Annotated in this window: 16 protein-coding genes; 14 read left to right on the top strand and 2 right to left on the bottom strand. The window is 29.9% G+C overall.

Going from position 1 to position 17555, the window contains the following annotated elements:
* Positions 1-131 precede the first annotated feature (131 nt).
* From manA to argH, 5 genes are all read left to right on the top strand, one after another.
* Positions 132-1109, top strand: coding sequence for a mannose-6-phosphate isomerase, class I (gene manA / locus AB2369_RS04020; protein WP_367665190.1), 978 nt, complete (start codon positions 132-134; stop codon positions 1107-1109).
* Between the two features lie 529 nt (positions 1110-1638).
* Entirely contained in the window at positions 1639-3228 is a 1590-nt protein-coding gene (gene pckA, locus AB2369_RS04015; protein WP_367665189.1) for a phosphoenolpyruvate carboxykinase (ATP), read from the top strand.
* Positions 3229-3786: 558 nt separating this feature from the next.
* Positions 3787-4500 (top strand): superoxide dismutase, encoded by a 714-nt coding sequence (locus tag AB2369_RS04010; RefSeq protein ID WP_367665188.1) that lies wholly within the window; start codon positions 3787-3789, stop codon positions 4498-4500.
* 290 nt (positions 4501-4790) lie between these two features.
* Positions 4791-5984, top strand: a complete 1194-nt coding sequence (locus AB2369_RS04005; RefSeq protein ID WP_367665187.1) for an argininosuccinate synthase — start codon at positions 4791-4793, stop codon at positions 5982-5984.
* 2 nt (positions 5985-5986) lie between these two features.
* Positions 5987-7309 carry an argininosuccinate lyase gene (gene argH / locus AB2369_RS04000; protein WP_367665186.1) on the top strand — a complete coding sequence of 441 codons (1323 nt, stop codon included), beginning with the start codon at positions 5987-5989 and terminating at the stop codon, positions 7307-7309.
* A gap of 181 nt (positions 7310-7490) precedes the next feature.
* On the opposite strand, the gene AB2369_RS03995 is transcribed toward argH, so the two are convergent.
* Positions 7491-7943: a hypothetical protein gene (locus tag AB2369_RS03995; protein WP_367665185.1), complete on the bottom strand. Its 453-nt coding sequence runs from the start codon at positions 7941-7943 to the stop codon at positions 7491-7493.
* Positions 7944-8300: 357 nt separating this feature from the next.
* On the opposite strand from AB2369_RS03995, the gene AB2369_RS03990 reads away from it, so the two are divergent.
* The 9 genes from AB2369_RS03990 to pyrE all read left to right on the top strand — a co-directional run bounded on the left by AB2369_RS03990 (position 8301) and on the right by pyrE (position 16222).
* Positions 8301-9131: an undecaprenyl-diphosphate phosphatase gene (locus AB2369_RS03990; RefSeq protein WP_367665184.1), complete on the top strand. Its 831-nt coding sequence runs from the start codon at positions 8301-8303 to the stop codon at positions 9129-9131.
* Positions 9132-9635: 504 nt separating this feature from the next.
* The gene (locus AB2369_RS03985; protein WP_367665183.1) at positions 9636-10394 is read left to right on the top strand and encodes a serine hydrolase; all 759 of its coding nucleotides are present in this window, start codon (positions 9636-9638) and stop codon (positions 10392-10394) included.
* Positions 10395-10605: 211 nt separating this feature from the next.
* Entirely contained in the window at positions 10606-11529 is a 924-nt protein-coding gene (gene pyrB / locus AB2369_RS03980) for an aspartate carbamoyltransferase (RefSeq protein ID WP_367665182.1), read from the top strand.
* The gene (locus tag AB2369_RS03975; protein WP_367665181.1) at positions 11530-11730 is read left to right on the top strand and encodes a hypothetical protein; all 201 of its coding nucleotides are present in this window, start codon (positions 11530-11532) and stop codon (positions 11728-11730) included.
* A gap of 11 nt (positions 11731-11741) precedes the next feature.
* Positions 11742-12944, top strand: a complete 1203-nt coding sequence (locus AB2369_RS03970) for a dihydroorotase (RefSeq protein WP_367665180.1) — start codon at positions 11742-11744, stop codon at positions 12942-12944.
* A 1-nt stretch (position 12945) separates the two neighbouring features.
* Positions 12946-13824, top strand: coding sequence for an orotidine-5'-phosphate decarboxylase (gene pyrF, locus AB2369_RS03965; protein ID WP_367665179.1), 879 nt, complete (start codon positions 12946-12948; stop codon positions 13822-13824).
* 35 nt (positions 13825-13859) lie between these two features.
* Positions 13860-14618, top strand: a complete 759-nt coding sequence (locus tag AB2369_RS03960) for a dihydroorotate dehydrogenase electron transfer subunit (RefSeq protein ID WP_367665178.1) — start codon at positions 13860-13862, stop codon at positions 14616-14618.
* A gap of 9 nt (positions 14619-14627) precedes the next feature.
* A complete protein-coding gene (locus AB2369_RS03955; RefSeq protein WP_367665177.1) occupies positions 14628-15527 on the top strand; it encodes a dihydroorotate dehydrogenase in 900 nt (299 codons plus the stop codon).
* 134 nt (positions 15528-15661) lie between these two features.
* Positions 15662-16222 (top strand): orotate phosphoribosyltransferase, encoded by a 561-nt coding sequence (gene pyrE / locus AB2369_RS03950; protein WP_367665176.1) that lies wholly within the window; start codon positions 15662-15664, stop codon positions 16220-16222.
* A gap of 301 nt (positions 16223-16523) precedes the next feature.
* On the opposite strand, the gene AB2369_RS03945 is transcribed toward pyrE, so the two are convergent.
* On the bottom strand, positions 16524-17390 hold the full coding sequence (locus tag AB2369_RS03945; RefSeq protein WP_367665175.1) for a formate/nitrite transporter family protein: 867 nt from the start codon (positions 17388-17390) through the stop codon (positions 16524-16526).
* Positions 17391-17555: the final 165 nt, after the last annotated feature.

Below are 17555 nucleotides of genomic sequence, written 5' to 3'. Positions count from 1 at the left end.
GTATATAATAACTTTAATAAGGTACTAGACAAAGCAATATTAATATTAACCATATTATAATTTCAAGCTAAAAATTGCTTCATAGATATAAAAAAATTCATAGAAGTAAGTATACTAGGAGGAGAAGAACTATGTATCCAATAAAATTTGAAAACCTTTATTATGATAAAATCTGGGGAGGCCGTGACTTAGAGTCATTTAGAGACAATCTTCCAGAAGGAAATATAGGAGAAAGCTGGGATATAGCTTGTCATCCTAATGGTACAGGAATAGTTGCTAATGGAAAATTTAAGGGTATGAGTTTTAATGAGCTTATAGAAGGACATAAGGAAGAAGTTTTAGGAAGTGAGATAAATGGAGATAGATTCCCATTACTTATTAAACTTATAAATGCTAAGGATAAACTTTCAGTACAAGTGCATCCTGATGATGAATATGGCTTTAGAGTAGAAAAAGAGCCTGGAAAAACAGAGATATGGTATGTGGTTGAAGCTTTTCAGGGAGCAAATCTTGTTGTAGGAACAAAAGATTGTACAAAAGAACAGTTTGTAGAAGCCATAGATAAAGGGGAATTCGATAAATATTTAAATAAAATCCCTGTAAAAAAAGGAGATGTTTACTTTGTGAAAAGTGGTCTTGTTCATGCTATAGGTGAAGGGGTTATCATTGCAGAGATACAACAGAACTCAGACACTACCTATAGAGTATATGACTATAATAGAGGCCGTGACTTACATGTGGATAAGGCTCTTGATGTAATAGACTTTTCACTAAAAGGGAAGAGAGCCGCAGGGGTAAAAGTAGAAAAAGAAGGTTACACAAAAAATTACTATGCTTTATGTGAGCATTTTGCTTTAGAGGAATATGATATAAAAGATAAGGTAGTAGAAAATAGTGACAGAGAAAGATTCCATGTATTAACCTGTGTTCAGGGAGAAGGAGATATTTCTTATAAGGATGGAATAGAAAAGCTTAAAAAAGGAGATAGTATATTAATTCCAGCAAGTCTTGGAGAATATACAATTTCAGGACAGTTAAAAGCTCTTAAGAGTTATGTTCCTAATATAGATAATGTGGAGAAGGAAATACTAGGAGAAATAGAAAAGTAATTAAAGAAACTTAATATCAGTATAAAAAATCCTTGGTGGAAAATTAAACTGCCAAGGATTTTTTTAGTGAAGATTTAATGTTTTAATATAATTATCATTGCAAGGGAGGGTGATTATGATTAAATAGGATGATTTATGTTACTTAATAAAATTAAAAAAAACACTCAATATGGTTTATATTACTGTAATAATAACTTAAATTAAGGAGAGAAAATTCATCATACTATAATAAGTTATAAAAAATAACTAATTATAAAAACTAAATATAAGTTTAATTTAGAATTTTATACAAAAATCTAAATTAAACATAATAATTCTTGGTTTCTTAGGTTATAAGCTTTACTTTATTGGATAAAGGTATATAATATATATTAAATACATTTAATAGAGTATGCTAATTCTTTTGAAAAGGCGTAATAATGAAGGAAAAAAATAAATTTTAAGTCAAGTATAAAATAAATATTGCAATTGAAAGAAAAGATTGCAATAATTAGAGCATATAACAAAAAGGATACGGGGGATTTTTTAGATGTATACAGATTTAAGTTATTTAAACTTAGAGTATAAAGAGGTTTTTAACAATTTATCAGAAAGCAAGTTAATAACAAAAGCTTTAGAAGGAAAAGAAGGAACACTAAGTAATAGTGGGGCATTAGTTATAAACACTGGAAAGTATACTGGGAGATCACCAAAGGATAGATTTATTGTAAAGGATAGCATAACTGAAGAGAAAATAAACTGGGGAAGTGTTAATTTACCAATTGGGGGAGAGGTTTTTCATAGCCTTTATTCTAAGGTAAAGAGTTATTTAAAAGATAAAAATTTATATGTATTTGATGGATACGTAGGAGCAGAAGAGGAATTTTCTCTTCCTATAAAGGTGGTTTGTGAATATGCTTCTCAGTCATTATTTGCAAATAGAATGTTTAGAAGAATGGATCATGTAAAAGAAGATTTCAAACCTGAATTTACTATAATATCAGCTCCAGGATTTAAAGCAGAAGGAGCTAAGGATGGAATAAATTCGGAAGCTTTTATATTAGTTAACTTTTCAGAAAAGATAGTTTTAATTGGAGGAACTCAGTATTCAGGAGAGATTAAAAAGTCTATGTTCTCAATAATGAACTTTTTACTTCCTCTAAAAGGAGTATTTCCAATGCATTGCTCAGCTAATATAGGAAAAAATGATGATGTAGCAGTATTTTTCGGACTTTCAGGAACGGGTAAGACTACATTATCTACTGATCCAAATAGAAGGCTTATAGGGGATGATGAGCATGGATGGCATGAAGGTGGAGTATTTAACTTTGAAGGCGGATGCTATGCTAAAACTATAAATCTTGATCCAGAAAAAGAAAAGGATATTTTTAATGCTATAAAATTTGGAAGTATATTAGAAAATGTAGTTTTAGATGAAAAAGGAAATCCCAATTACTATGATGACTCTTTAACGGAAAATACAAGAGGAGCATATCCACTGCATCATATAGATAATATAGAAGTAAGTGGTAAGGGTGGGAATCCGAATACTATAATATTTTTAACAGCAGATGCTTTTGGAGTGTTGCCTCCAGTTTCAAAACTTACTAAAGAACAAGCTATGTATCATTTCATGTCTGGATATACAAGTAAGGTTGCAGGAACAGAAAGAGGAATAAAGGAACCACAAGCAACTTTCTCAGCTTGTTTTGGAGAGCCGTTTATGCTTATGAATCCAGCGGTTTATGCAAAGCTTTTAGGAGAGAGAATAGAAAAGACCAATGCAGAGGTTTATCTAATTAACACTGGATGGATTGGCGGAGGATATGGGGTAGGTTCTAGAATAAAATTATCTTATACAAGAGCTATGGTTACATCTTCCATAGAAGGTGGGTTTAAAAACACTACATGGATAAAACATCCTATATTTAACGTATTAATGCCAGAGAATTGTGAAGGTGTACCAAAGGAGTTATTAAATCCTGAGAACCTGTGGAAAGATAAAGATGCTTATAGAGAAAGTGCTATGAATTTGTCGGTGAAATTCAATGAAAACTTTAAGAAGTTTAATAATGTTCCAGAAGAAATAAAAAAGGCTGCACCAGCTTTAGATTTATGTGATAACTTATTAGTGGTTTAAACTTATATAGATAAATCACATGATATTTGAAACTAAATCACTAGTTACCATTATTTAATTCACATTCAAAGATTGAATTCTGATATAGTTTATATATAGATTTTATGCCTTAATTAGAGAAGATTATCTAAGGATTAAATACTTTTCTTAAGGTTTATATTTTACAGAAGCGAAAGTTTATAATTATAGCTAAAACTAAAAAAACACTATGGGTCTATTGAGTTTTAATAGATCCATAGTGTTTTTTAGTTAAATAATAATTTATAAGCAAATATAGGATCTTTAGATTTAAATTTAACTTATACAACTACTTGAAATAGGATAAATTGAAATTAAGCCTGTTTTACTATTTAAATTTTAAAGTAGGCTTAATTATTTGTTTTAAATTATAAAATATAAAAGTTAAGGATTTAAAAGCTTATTAATTTTACAATTCTTTCATTAAGCTTTAAGGGCATAAAATAAAGAAATAAAAGAAAGAATATAATAAAGGGATGGAGGTTAAAACTTAGTACATATATTAAAATACATGACTTTAAGTAAGAAGGGAGTAGGATTATGAAGAAGAAACTTTATATAATTACACTAGCATTAGTTATAGTATGTTCAGCAATTATACTTGGAGAGAATAACCTAAATTCAAAAACAGTACTTTCTAATGTGACTGAATTTACACTACCACCGCTACCTTATGCTTACAATGCTTTAGAGCCTTATATAGATGAGGAAACTATGAGACTTCATCATGATAAGCATCATGCTACTTATGTAAATAATCTAAATAAAGCTTTAGCAAAACATAAGGAGCTAAACTTTACGTCTATTGAAGAGATTTTAATGAATTTAGATGCTATACCAGAGGATATTAGGTTAGCGGTTAGAAATAATGGAGGAGGGCACTATAATCATAGTTTTTTCTGGGAGATCATGGGACCTAATAAAGGTGGAGCTCCTAAGGGAGAACTTAAAAAGGCTATAGATAAAACTTTTGGATCCTTTGATAAATTTAAAGAGGAATTTGAAAAGCAAGCCACAAGTGTTTTTGGGAGTGGATGGACATATCTTGTTAAAGATAATGATTGTAACTTAAAAATAGTAACAACTCCTAATCAAGACACACCTCTTGCCAGTGGATTAACTCCTGTAATTGCCTTAGATGTTTGGGAACATGCTTATTACTTAAAGTATAAAAATCTAAGAGCTGATTATATAAAAAATTGGTGGAATGTAGTTAATTGGGATAAGGGAGAAGCAAATTTTCTTAAGAAATAAATAAAGAAGGTATGAAATCTAGAAGAATAATTTAGATTTCATACCTTTTTTAGATTTTATTTATGCATAATTATGCATAAATAACTATGTTTCAATATATTTATTTAAGCGTATTAGCTATATAAATCAATAGGTATAGGAGTGTGGCAAGCAAGAATATGAAAAAATAATGAATATTTATGTATAAATATTGTATAAAAATGAAAGGGGATATATAATGATATAAATCTAAAATATAAAAAATCACAAAAAATAAAATAGAAAGAACTTATAAATAGGAGGGATTGTAAATGAAAGAAAAAGTAGTATTAGCATACTCAGGGGGATTAGATACATCTATAATAATAACATGGCTTAAAGAGAATTATGATTTTGATGTGATAGCAGTATGTATTAATATTGGACAAGATGAGGATATGAATATTGTACTAGAGAAAGCATATAAATCAGGTGCAACAAAAGTTTATATTGAAGATATGAAGGAGGAATTTATTACTGATTGTGTTTATATGGCAATTAAGGCCAATGCAAAATATGAAGGGAAATATATGCTTGGAACTTCGCTTGCAAGACCTATAATGGCAAAGAGATTAGTAGAGATTGCAAAAAAGGAAGGTGCAAAAGCTATATGTCACGGATGTACTGGTAAGGGAAATGATCAGGTGAGATTTGAAAGTTCTATTTGGGCTTTTGACTCTAACATAAATATAATTGCACCATGGAGAATATGGAACATAAAATCAAGAGAGGACGCTATAGATTATGCTAAGAAAAATAATATAGAAGTTCCTGTTACTAAAGAAAAGATATATTCCGTAGATGCTAATCTATGGCATACATCCCATGAAGGAGGAGACATAGAAGATCTAAGAAATGAACATAAAGAAAATATGTACAGGATGTGTGTGTCTCCAGAGGAAGCAATAGATAAGGCAAGTTATATAGATATTTATTTTGAAGAAGGTATTCCTAAAAGAATAAATAATAAAGAATTAAATCCTGTTGAAATGATGAGGGTATTAAATAGAATAGGCGGAGAAAATGGCATTGGAGTTTGTGACATTCTTGAGAATAGATTAGTTGGTATGAAATCAAGAGGAATATATGAAACTCCAGGAGGTACAATTCTTTATGAGGCTCATTCTATATTAGAAAGTGCTACTTTAGAGAAGGATACTATGCACTATAAATCCTTGATAGCAATAAAATATGCGGAACTTATATATGATGGAAAATGGTATTCAAGTTTAAAGAGTTCATTAGATGCTTTTATAAATGAAACTCAAAAAAATGTAACAGGAACAGTGAAACTAAAGCTTTATAAAGGTACTATAAAACCATCTGGGATATTTACTGATAATGCATTATATGACGATAAAATATCATCTTTTGGAGAATCAGATTTATATGACCATAAAGATGCAGAAGGTTTTATAAAACTTACCTCTCTTCCTTTGAAAATTAAAGCTATGAAGGGAGTCTAATTATGAAGATTTGGGGAGGAAGATTTAAGAAAGATGAAAATAAACTTATGGAAGATTTTAATTCTTCCTTAATATTTGATAAAAGACTTTACTATGAGGATATAACAGGAAGTATAGCTCATATTACAATGCTTAACAAATGTAATATAATAGATGATAAAGAGTGGGGAACTATAAAAAATGCATTGATAGATTTGCTTAATGATATTGAAAAAGGGAGCTTAAAAATACAGGGACAATATGAAGATATACACTCCTTTGTAGAAATTAATTTAATAAAGAGAATAGGGAATGTTGCTAAAAAAATTCATACTGCTAGAAGTAGAAATGATCAAGTGGCTTTAGATATGAGGTTATATACTAAAAAATCTGCAACTAATATAAATGAGTATTTAAAAAAGTTAATTTTTGCTTTAGAAAATGTGGCAAAGGATAATAAATGTATAATGCCTGGATATACTCATATGCAAAGAGCACAAGCAGTAACATTTTCACATCATATGAAAGCGTATATTTCTATGTTTTTTAGAGATATTAAAAGAATTGAGAATGCCATTGAAATTTTGGATGAAAGTCCTTTAGGGTGCTGTGCTTTAGCTGGAACTACATATTCTATAGATAGAGAATTTACAGCTAAGGAATTAGGATTTAAAAAGCCTGTAGATAATTTTTTAGATGGAGTATCGGATAGAGATTATCTAATAGAGCTTAGTTGTGATTTTTCTATAATAATGATGCACCTATCAAGACTATCAGAAGAGTTGATTTTATGGAGCTCTAAAGAGTTTGATTTTATATCAATAGATGATGAATTCTCAACTGGAAGTTCTATAATGCCTCAAAAGAAAAATCCTGATGGACCTGAACTTATAAGAGGAAAAAGTGGAAGAGTATATGGGACATTAATATCTTTACTTACAACAATGAAATCCTTGCCTTTAGCATATAATAAAGATATGCAGGAGGATAAAGAAGTATTTTTTGATGCTTTAGATACTGTAAGTAAGTGTTTAATTGTTATGGAGAGAATAATCTCTACTATGAAAGTAAATCATGGTAAGATGAGAGAGGCTGTTAAGGTTGGATTTTTAAATGCTACTGAGGTTGCTGATTATTTAGTGAATAAAGGATTAGCTTTTAGAGATGCTCATAAAGTGGTTGGTGAAATAGTAATTTATTGTGAAGAAAAAAATAAGGTTATAGAGGATTTGAATTTGGAAGAGCTGAAGAGTTTCCATGAATGTTTTAATGAAGATGTTTATGATTTTATTCATTATGAAAAATCTTTATATAGAGGAATAAAGAAAGATATGATATTTGACTAGTGTCATGATAACAAGGATATTTAATTTACTCTACTGAAGAGTTATAAAATATAATACCTTAAATTTAAAACAAGGTCTATTTACTAAAATAATGAAAATATTAGTAAATAGACCTTGTTAAGTTTTATATAATTTTATATTTTGGATGATTAATCATATAGATATATAAATTATTCTAAAACTATTTTTTTCTTCGTTTTAAAGACTTAAGCTCCATTCCTATGAAAGAACATACCGAAGGGATAAATATTATTGGTATTCCTACTAATATGTTTTTTATAGGAGCAGTTTCCACAAGAGGGAGGATAAAACCATTGAATATTAAAAATGGTGTCCATATAGGATCTGTGGATAAACTATTTAGACCAGGCTTAAAGGCTATTAAGGTTATTAAGAAAAAGACTAATGATACAAAAGGTATAAAAGAAAAGGTGAGTAATTTTCTTTTAGTGTCTTTTTCATAGGTTAAGAAAAAGTAAGAGAAGATTGTATAGAATGCAAGAGATATTAAAAGTTCAACTACTGGTAAAACTTTATTATCAATATTAAATAGGGTTACTAAAAGAATATGTCCATAATAAGTAAAGTTTACTATAAATAAATGGTGGATTAAGTTCAAAAAAGTATTTTTCATTGTTCCTCCTAAAATAATAAAACTTAATATATATTATATATGAAGCATATAACATATATGAAAATGAAAAAATAACTGTATTATTTTATATAAATATTGAGTATATTCTCTTTTTAGAACATATATAATAATATTTATTTATAAAGTTATAATAAAGGAATATATCTATATATTATAGCTTTATAAATACATAAGAACAATAAAAATATTATATGTTACAAAAGCGTTACAGGAAGATGAGGAAATAATTAACTTTGTTAAAAAAATCTTAAATTATTCTATATTGTGGACAAAGATAAAATTTGAACTTATAATTACTCTGTATATAAAATTTAAAATAGAAAGAGAGGTAACCCTATGCTTTTGGTTTTTAAGGCTATTATAATCGCCATAGTGGAAGGAATTACTGAATTTATCCCTGTTTCCTCAACGGGACATATGATTATAGTAGATGATATCATAGGATTTAAAGCTACAGCTACGCCAGAATTTGCAGCAATGTTTCAGGTTGTTATACAATTAGGAGCTATATTAGCTATTGTTGTTTTATATTGGGATAAAATTTGGACATCAGTTGTAAGCTTTTTTAAATTAGAAAAAGAAGGATTAAGATTTTGGACTACCATATTAGTTGGATGTATACCAGCTGCCATATTAGGTTTATTATTTGATGATTGGATAGAAGCTAATTTATTTAACTCATTAACCGTTGCAGGAGGACTTATAGTTGGAGCTGTACTTCTTATCTTTGTAGAAAAGAAATATAGAAAAAATGCAAAAACTAAAGATATAGATGATGTAACATATAGCCAAGCTCTTACCATAGGAGCTTTTCAGTGTCTTTCTTTATGGCCAGGAATGTCAAGATCATCCTCTACAATTATGGGGGGATGGATTAGTGGTTTGAATAATACAGCAGCGGCTGAATTTTCATTCTTTTTAGCAATACCAGTTATGGTTGGAGCATCTGGACTTAAACTTTATAAATACGATTATTCATCTATTACAGGGGATCAAATTATAGCTCTAATAGTAGGATCCTTAGTAGCATTTTTAGTTGCTCTTGTAGTTGTAGATAAATTTATCGCTTTCTTAAAGAAGAGACCTATGAGAGTATTTGCTGTATATAGAATTTTAGTAGGTATATTATTACTTGTATTAATAGGATTAAAGGTAATTGCAATTTAATATTAAGAGTTTTGGAAACATAATATTATGTTAGAGAGGATTATTGACTATGTAAATTATAGCAATAATAACTGAACTTAACTGATAATTTTAATAGTATTATTTAGAACATAAACCTTTAATATATGTGAAAGTTTAATTGAAACTTATATATTTAGAGAATATACTTAAGGCTGTATGAAAATTGATATGGTATACATAAAATTTCATACAGCCTTGATTTAATTAAAACTAAGATTTTAAAGCTATTTTGGAATATGAAATAAAAATTTTACTTATAAATTAACTTATTCTTATATGAAGAATTATTTACCTTTAATAGAGTATATTAATTCAAATAATAAAGAATAAAATATTTATTATTTAAAAGAAATGCATCATATTTGTGATAATTACAGAAAATATAAAAATTTGTTTTACACTGTTAAATACAAATATATAATATAAGTAATAGAAGAATATTCAGATTATTTTTAATATTTTAAAAGCTAGTGAGGGATGTAAATGAAGGAAGTAAAAAAATATTTAGAATCCAGGTTAGGGGAATATAGCTTTTATTTTGAAGATTTAGAGGGAGGTTATGTATACGGTTTTAATGAGAACCTTAGAATTGCAGCTGGAGAGTGCATACATCTTCCTTTAATCATTGCACTATTCAACGAGGTAGAACTTTCAAGTATATCATTGGATGATAAAGTTAAAGTAACCTTTAAGAATGGTGAAAAAAACAATAGTATTTTAAAGCATTTAGGGGAAAAAGAATATAGCATAAAAGATCTTATTATATTTATGAGTATTGAAAATGATTGTGATGCCTATAATACATTAGTATCATTAATTGGAGTAGATAGGATTAATGATCATATAAAAAAAATGGGGCTTAAAAATACTGTAATAGAGGATAATGAAAATTATGATGGCTTTACCAGTGCTTATGATTTATCTAAATGTTGGAGAATTATAAAAGATAGAAAATATATAAATGTGGAAAATAGTAGATTAATAATAAATTTATTAAAAGAGCAACCTCTTAAAAATAAAATAGCTTTTTATTATACCAAAGAAGAAAGAGAAAATATAGCATCTAAGAGTGGAAGTAATCATGAGGGAGAAAATGACACTTGTTATTTAGATCTTCCTAAGGGAAACTTTGCCTTCACAGTACTATCAAAAAATACTCCTAGTGATGTATACGGTATTGTTACTATAGCTAAAAGTGGAAAAATGATAATAGACACAATAAGAAATAACTGGAAAAATTAAAATTTTATTGACAAATTCTTTTTAAAGTGGTAATGTAGTTTTTAAAGAAAATACCTTTAAATTTGATCCAGAGAGGTCAATAAGGAAGATAGAAGTACTGTAATTTAATTTAAAGATAATCTTTGTAAAAGTGCGCCTTCCTTATAATTTTAAGGAAGGCTTTTTTAATACCTTTAAATTAACACGGAGATGTTAAGAAGGAGTTGATATTATGTTAAAAGGAAACCATTTAATAGATCCAAGAGATTTCTCAATAGAAGAATTAGAAGAAGTATTTAAATTAGCGGAAAATATTATTAAAAGTCCAGAAGATTTTTCAAATCTGTGCAAGGGAAAAATATTAGCAACTCTTTTTTATGAACCAAGCACAAGAACAAGACTTTCCTTTGAAAGTGCTATGATAAGACTTGGTGGAAATGTTATAGGATTTTCAGAACCGGGTTCAAGCTCTGTATCTAAGGGCGAAACCATAGCAGATACAGTAAGGACAGTGTCATGTTATGCAGATGTTATAGCCATGAGACATCCCCTTGAGGGATCGGCTAAAATAGCCTCTCTTTACTCTGGTATTCCTGTAATAAATGCAGGAGACGGAGGTCATCAACACCCAACTCAAACTTTAACAGATCTTTTAACCATAAGATCCTTGAAAAAAGGTTTAAGTAACCATGTAATTGGATTATGTGGAGATCTTAAATATGGTAGAACAGTACACTCATTAATAAAAGCCATGTCTAGATATAATAACAATAAATTTATATTAATTTCCCCAGAGGAACTTAGGATTCCACAGTATATTAAGAAGGAAGTATTGGAAAATAACCATATTCCTTACGAAGAAGTAAGTACCTTAGAAGAAGCCATGGATAAGATAGATATATTATATATGACTAGGATTCAAAGGGAAAGATTTGATAATGAAGATGAATATGAAAGATTAAAAGACAGTTATATATTGGATAATAAAAAGATGAGTATGGCAAAAAAGGACACTATAGTGATGCATCCTCTACCAAGGGTGAATGAAATAGCCTATGAAGTAGATGGTGATAATAGAGCCTGTTATTTTAAACAAGCTAAGTTTGGCATGTATGTAAGAATGGCCTTAATAGCTAAAGTTTTGGGGGTGATTTAAATGGCTATATTTATAGAAGAAATTAAAGAATATAATGTAATGATACCTAGAAGAATAGAAAGAGTTATGGTTTGCAGTAATAAGAAGTGTGCAAGCTTAAAAGAGACCTATGTAAATCAAAGTTTTATATTAGTTGATGAAGACAGTATGGAATATAAGTGTGAGTATTGCGATAGTATTCAGATTTTAAAGGCATTGTAGGAGGAATATATATGAAACTTTTAATAAAAAACGCTAAGATAGTTGATTTTTCTCAAACTTCTGTTGGGGATATTTATATAGAAGATGGAATAATAAAAGAGATTGGAAAAGAGTTAAATAAAGAATGTGAAGTTCTAGATGTAAAGGGATATACCTTAATGCCTTCCTTCATAGATTTACATGCACATTTCAGGGAGCCTGGATTTACATATAAGGAGGATATAGAAAGTGGAAGTAGAGCAGCAGTTAGAGGCGGTTATACTACTACTGTATTAATGGCAAATACAAGACCTTGTGTAAGTTCAAGAGAGGTATATGACTCAATAATAGAAAGAGGAAAAGAAGTAGGACTTGTAAATATTCATCAGTGTATAACAGTAACTAAAAATATGAGAGGAGAGAGTACTGAACACTTAGATGAACTTTTAAATATAGAAGGATTAAAGTTCATATCAGAGGATGGACGTGGAGTTATGGATTCAAAGATAATGATTGAAGCCATGGAAAAGGCAAAGAAAAAAGATATAGTAGTTATCTCTCATGCAGAAACCCATGACCTATCTAAAATAGATATGAGACTTGCAGAGAATACAATGACATGGAGAGATATAACTTTAAGTGAGTACACTGGAGCAAGACTTCATATGGCCCATGTTAGTACTAAAGAAGCTATGGAATATGTTATAGAGAGCAAGAAAAGAGGGGGAAGGGTAACCTGTGAGGTAACTCCTCATCACATAGCATTGACTAGTGATACTGAATATAGGGTTAATCCACCACTTAGAGAAGAAGAGGATAGGAGATTTTTAATAGAGGCTATAAAGAAAGGTTATGTAGACTGTATAGGAACTGATCATGCTCCCCATATCAAAGAAGACAAGGAGAAGGGAGCACCAGGGATGATAGGCCTTGAGTTTTCATTCACCATATGCAATACAAAGCTTGTAAAAGAAGGTCATATAACCCTAAACAAACTTTCTGAAATAATGTCTTATGGTCCATCAAAGATCATGGATGATAAAGAGAGGGGAGCAATATCTATAGGAAAAAGGGCAGATCTTGTCCTTGTAGACCCTCATAGAGAGGTAACATTAGATGAAAGCTTTATAGAATCTAAGAGTAATAATTCACCACTTATAGGATTCAAAGGTTATGGGGAAGTTATTATGACCTTAAAGGATGGACAAGTTGTTTATAGAGGGGGAGATATTTAGTATGAATATTATAGATAAGCTATATAAATCAGTAGAAGATAAAGGGGTTGTATGTGTTGGTCTTGACACAAGCCTTGATTATATACCGGATTTCTTTAAGGAAAAGTTTAAGGATAATACTGAAGAAATATTATTTAACTTTAATAAGGAAATAATAGATAAAACCCATGATGTAGTAGCTTGTTTTAAGGTTCAAATAGCTTATTATGAGGCATTGGGAATAGAAGGATTAAAAGCTTATAGTAGAACGGTTAAGTACTTAAAAGAAAAAGATCTAATATCCATAGGAGATATAAAAAGAGGAGATATAGCTGATACTGCAAAACAGTATGCAAAGGCACATTTTAGTGGAGATTTTGAAGTGGATTTTATAACCTTAAGTCCATATATGGGTCTTGATAGCATAGAGCCTTATATGCCTTATTTAGAAAGTGGAGAGAAGGGAGCTTTTTCTCTAGTTAGAACCTCAAATAAGGGGGCGGAAGATCTGCAATATGTAGATACTAAAAATGAAAATAAAGTATTTAATATGGTTGGAGAAAAAATTAATACTATGGGAAAGAGGGCTTTAGGTAGCTTTGGATATAGTACCTTAGGGGCAGTAGTTGGATGTACCCATATAGACGAAGCAAAGAAGATTCAAAATGAAATGGATAGTACATTTTTCTTAATACCAGGCTATGGGGCACAGGGAGGAAAGGCAGAGGATGTTGCCTTATATTTAAGAGACGGTAATGGAGGAGTAGTGAATTCTTCAAGAAAAATTTTATTAGCCTACAGAGGTGAAAATAGAGAAAAAGAATTTTCCCTATGTGCAAGAGAAGAGGCTATAAGAATGAGGGATGAGATAAAAAGAGCCTGTGATAATTCAAGAGATTAAATAAATTTATAATATAGGTGAAAGGAAGATGCCAGGTGGAGTATATTAAAGGAATAATTTTAGAGAATAAAGAGGTTATTAAAGATATATATAAGATGGTAGTAAAGGTTTCTTTAGAACATTGCAAAAGTATAAAGCCAGGTCAGTTCTATATGTTAAGAGGTGAATATATAGAACCTCTTCTTCCAAGACCTATAAGTGTATGTGAGGTTTCAAAAGATACAATAACTTTTATATATGCAAAGATTGGACGAGGAACAAAGGAATTTTCAAAACTTAAAAAAGAGGATTCATTAATGCTCACTGGACCGTTAGGAAATGGGTTTAATATTGAAGAGGTTGAGGGGAAAATCGGAATAGTTGCAGGGGGTATAGGCACGGCTCCCATGTTAGAACTATCGAAGAGAATAAGAGAAAATAAGGGTGAAAAGGTAGAGATAGATATACACTTTGGATTTAGAGATGATTATTATTTAATAGATGAGATAAAAGGTTATGTAGATAATATATATATATCAACGGATACAGGAAAGTACGGACATAAGGGGTTTATAACAGATTTATTAAAGGTTTCAGATTATAATTTAATATATTGTTGTGGACCAGAGCCAATGATGAATAAAGTAGTTTTAAAGGCTAGAGAAAATAATGTTAAGGTATATGTATCCACAGAAAAACACATGGCTTGTGGAGTAGGTGCATGTCTTGTATGTACATGTAAAACTAAAGATGGGAATAAAAGAAGTTGCAAGGATGGACCAGTATTTAATGGAGATGATTTGGTAATAGAATAGGAGGAAGCTATGAAGGTTAACATAAATGGAATTGAATTTAAAAATCCAGTTATAGCTGCATCAGGAACCTTTGGGTTTGGAGAAGAGTTTAATAATTTCTATGATGTAGGAAGGCTAGGAGGTATAAGCTCAAAAGGACTTACTCTTGAAAAGAGAGAAGGTAATGATGGCATTAGAGTATCAGAAACACCGTCAGGGATGATGAATAGTGTAGGGCTTCAAAATCCAGGGGTAAATCACTTTATAAATCATGAGCTTAAGAATATGAAATCCTATGGTAATGTAGTTATAGCCAATCTTGGAGGAGCCACTGTAGAGGATTATATTCAGTCTGTTAAAAAGTTAAGTGAAAGTGATGTGGATATGATAGAGCTTAATATATCATGTCCAAATGTTAAATGCGGGGGGATGGCCCTTGGAATAAAATCTGAAATAGCGTATGATGCAGTATCAAGAATAAAAGAACATTGCACAAAACCTCTTATGGTAAAGCTTTCTCCAAATGCAGAAAATATAACTGAAATGGCAAAAGCTTGTGAAAAAGCAGGGGCAGATAGTTTATCACTTATAAATACATTAAAGGGGATGGCTATAGATATTAAAAAGAAGAAGCCTGTATTTAATAACACATTTGCAGGACTCTCAGGACCAGCGGTTAAACCTATAGCTCTTAGAATGGTTTATGAAGTGTGTAGTGTAGTGAATGTACCAGTGATAGGACTTGGAGGTATAAGTACTTATGAGGATGCACTGGAATTTATAATGGCAGGAGCTACTGCAATTCAAGTAGGGACAGCCATCTTTAGTAATCCTTATGCACCTATAGAGATAATAGAGGGTATTGAAAAATATATGAAAGAAAATAAGATAAAAGACTTAGAAGAAATTAGGGGCATAGCTTTAAGGTGAGAATATATAAGAATGATATAATTGAGTCACATGAAAAATTTAGATTACATTGTTTATATATAAGCTATGTATAAGCATTATAAATACAGCATTTGATAACATAGAGAGAGGTATAAGAAAGGTAGGGATTTATTATGGTATTAGAGATATTAAAGGAAACAGAAGCTTTACTTGAAGGACACTTTTTATTATCATCAGGAAGACATAGTGATAGGTATTGTCAATGTGCAAAATTACTACAACATCCAGATAAGGCAGAGAAGGTTTTAGGAGTTGTATGTGAAAAACTTAAAGATGTTGAGTTTGATTTAGTGGTAGGACCTGCTATGGGAGGAGTAATAGTTGCCTATGAGGTAGGGAGACAAGTAAAAAAACCAGCAATTTTTACAGAAAGAGAAAATGGAGAAATGACCTTAAGAAGAGGTTTCGAAATAAAAAAAGGACAGAAGGTAGTTATAACAGAGGATGTGGTAACTACAGGAAAGTCTTTTAAAGAGGCTGCCAAGGTAGTAGAAGATTATGGTGGAGAAGTAGTTGCTGTAGCTTGTATAGTAGATAGAAGTTCAAAGGAAATGGACTATCCACTATATAGTGCTATAAAACTAAATGTAGAGAGTTTTAAACAGGAAGAGTGTCCACTGTGTAAGGAAGGTATACCACACGTTAAGCCTGGAAGTAGAGCTATAATAAAATAGATTAAGTTTAAATAATGAACTTTAACAATAGAAAATAAACACTATGAGTAGTATTTGGTTTTTATACTATTCATAGTGTTTTAGTTATATTAACATTAATTATTCATATAATTAAAAATAAGGGGATATTTTATATTTTAATTCTTTGTACTATTTAACTTATCATCTTAAAATTATTAGCGTTCATATATTGAATTTCTGTACTTTATAGGCTTAAAGGTATTAATTGTACTCATCTTACGGATTAAATAGCACAACAGGTTAATTTAATATTAGTATTCTAAGTTTTTATAGGATAATATTAAGCAGAATGTTTCATGTTGCCTAATTTATTCTTATTTTTACTTCTTGGTATATATCTATATAATAACCAAAAACTTAAAGACACAAATACTGCCCCGCCAATTATATTTCCAAGGGTAACTGGAATTAAATTATTAAACATGTGAGGAATATCTATATAATCTAATTTCTCAGCAGGTAGATTTATAGCATTTATATAGTTTTCATTTCCTTTAGCTAAAAGCCCAATAGTTAAGTAATACATATTAGCAACACTATGTTCGAATCCGGATACTATAAAGGTCATTATAATAATCCATACTGTAGCTATTTTAGACATAATATCTTTAGCGCCATAGGAACACCATACTGCAAGACAAACAAGAATGTTGCAAAGAGTTCCAGAAAGAAGTGCTGGAATAAAGCCCATGGAACCTTTAGTATAAGCCAGTTTTAGGGCGTATCCCCCAAGGGCAAAATTATTGAAATCCAATGATCCGGAGAAATATATCATAGAAGAAATAGTAAAAGCTCCTAGAAAATTAGAGAAATATATTATTGTTAAATTAACAAATACCTGTTTAAAAGTTATTTTTCTCTCTAATAAGGGAACAGTTAAAAGTATGTTTCCGGTAAATAGATCTGTTCCACATAATACTACAAGTATAAGACCGATGGGGAAAATTGCACCAGATATAAGTTTTGCTAATGAAGGATTAGAAATTCCGTTAGAAGCAAGGGTAGAAGCGTAAGCACCTAGGGCTATAAAGGCGCCAGATAAAAAACCTAAGATAATACTTTTGAGTTTAGGATAATTTGCTTTAGCCTCATAGACTAAGAGTACATCATCAATGACTTCATTTGGTTTTAGCATAAGCTTTTCCATGGTTTACAACTCCTTTTATTATAAGTAAATAACATGAATTTTTATTAAAAACATTTAAGTAAATTAAATAACATAAATTTTTGTCATAAGTATTTGTTATACCCATAGTATTTTATACTAAGATAGTTAAAAATGTAACCCCTTTAAAGAAAAAACATATAAAAG

The sequence above is a fragment of the Clostridium sp. genome, from assembly GCF_040797585.1.
Taxonomy (GTDB): domain Bacteria; phylum Bacillota; class Clostridia; order Clostridiales; family Clostridiaceae; genus Clostridium_Z.
Note: the sequence above shows the minus strand (reverse complement) of the source record. Positions and strands in the feature narration are given on the sequence as shown.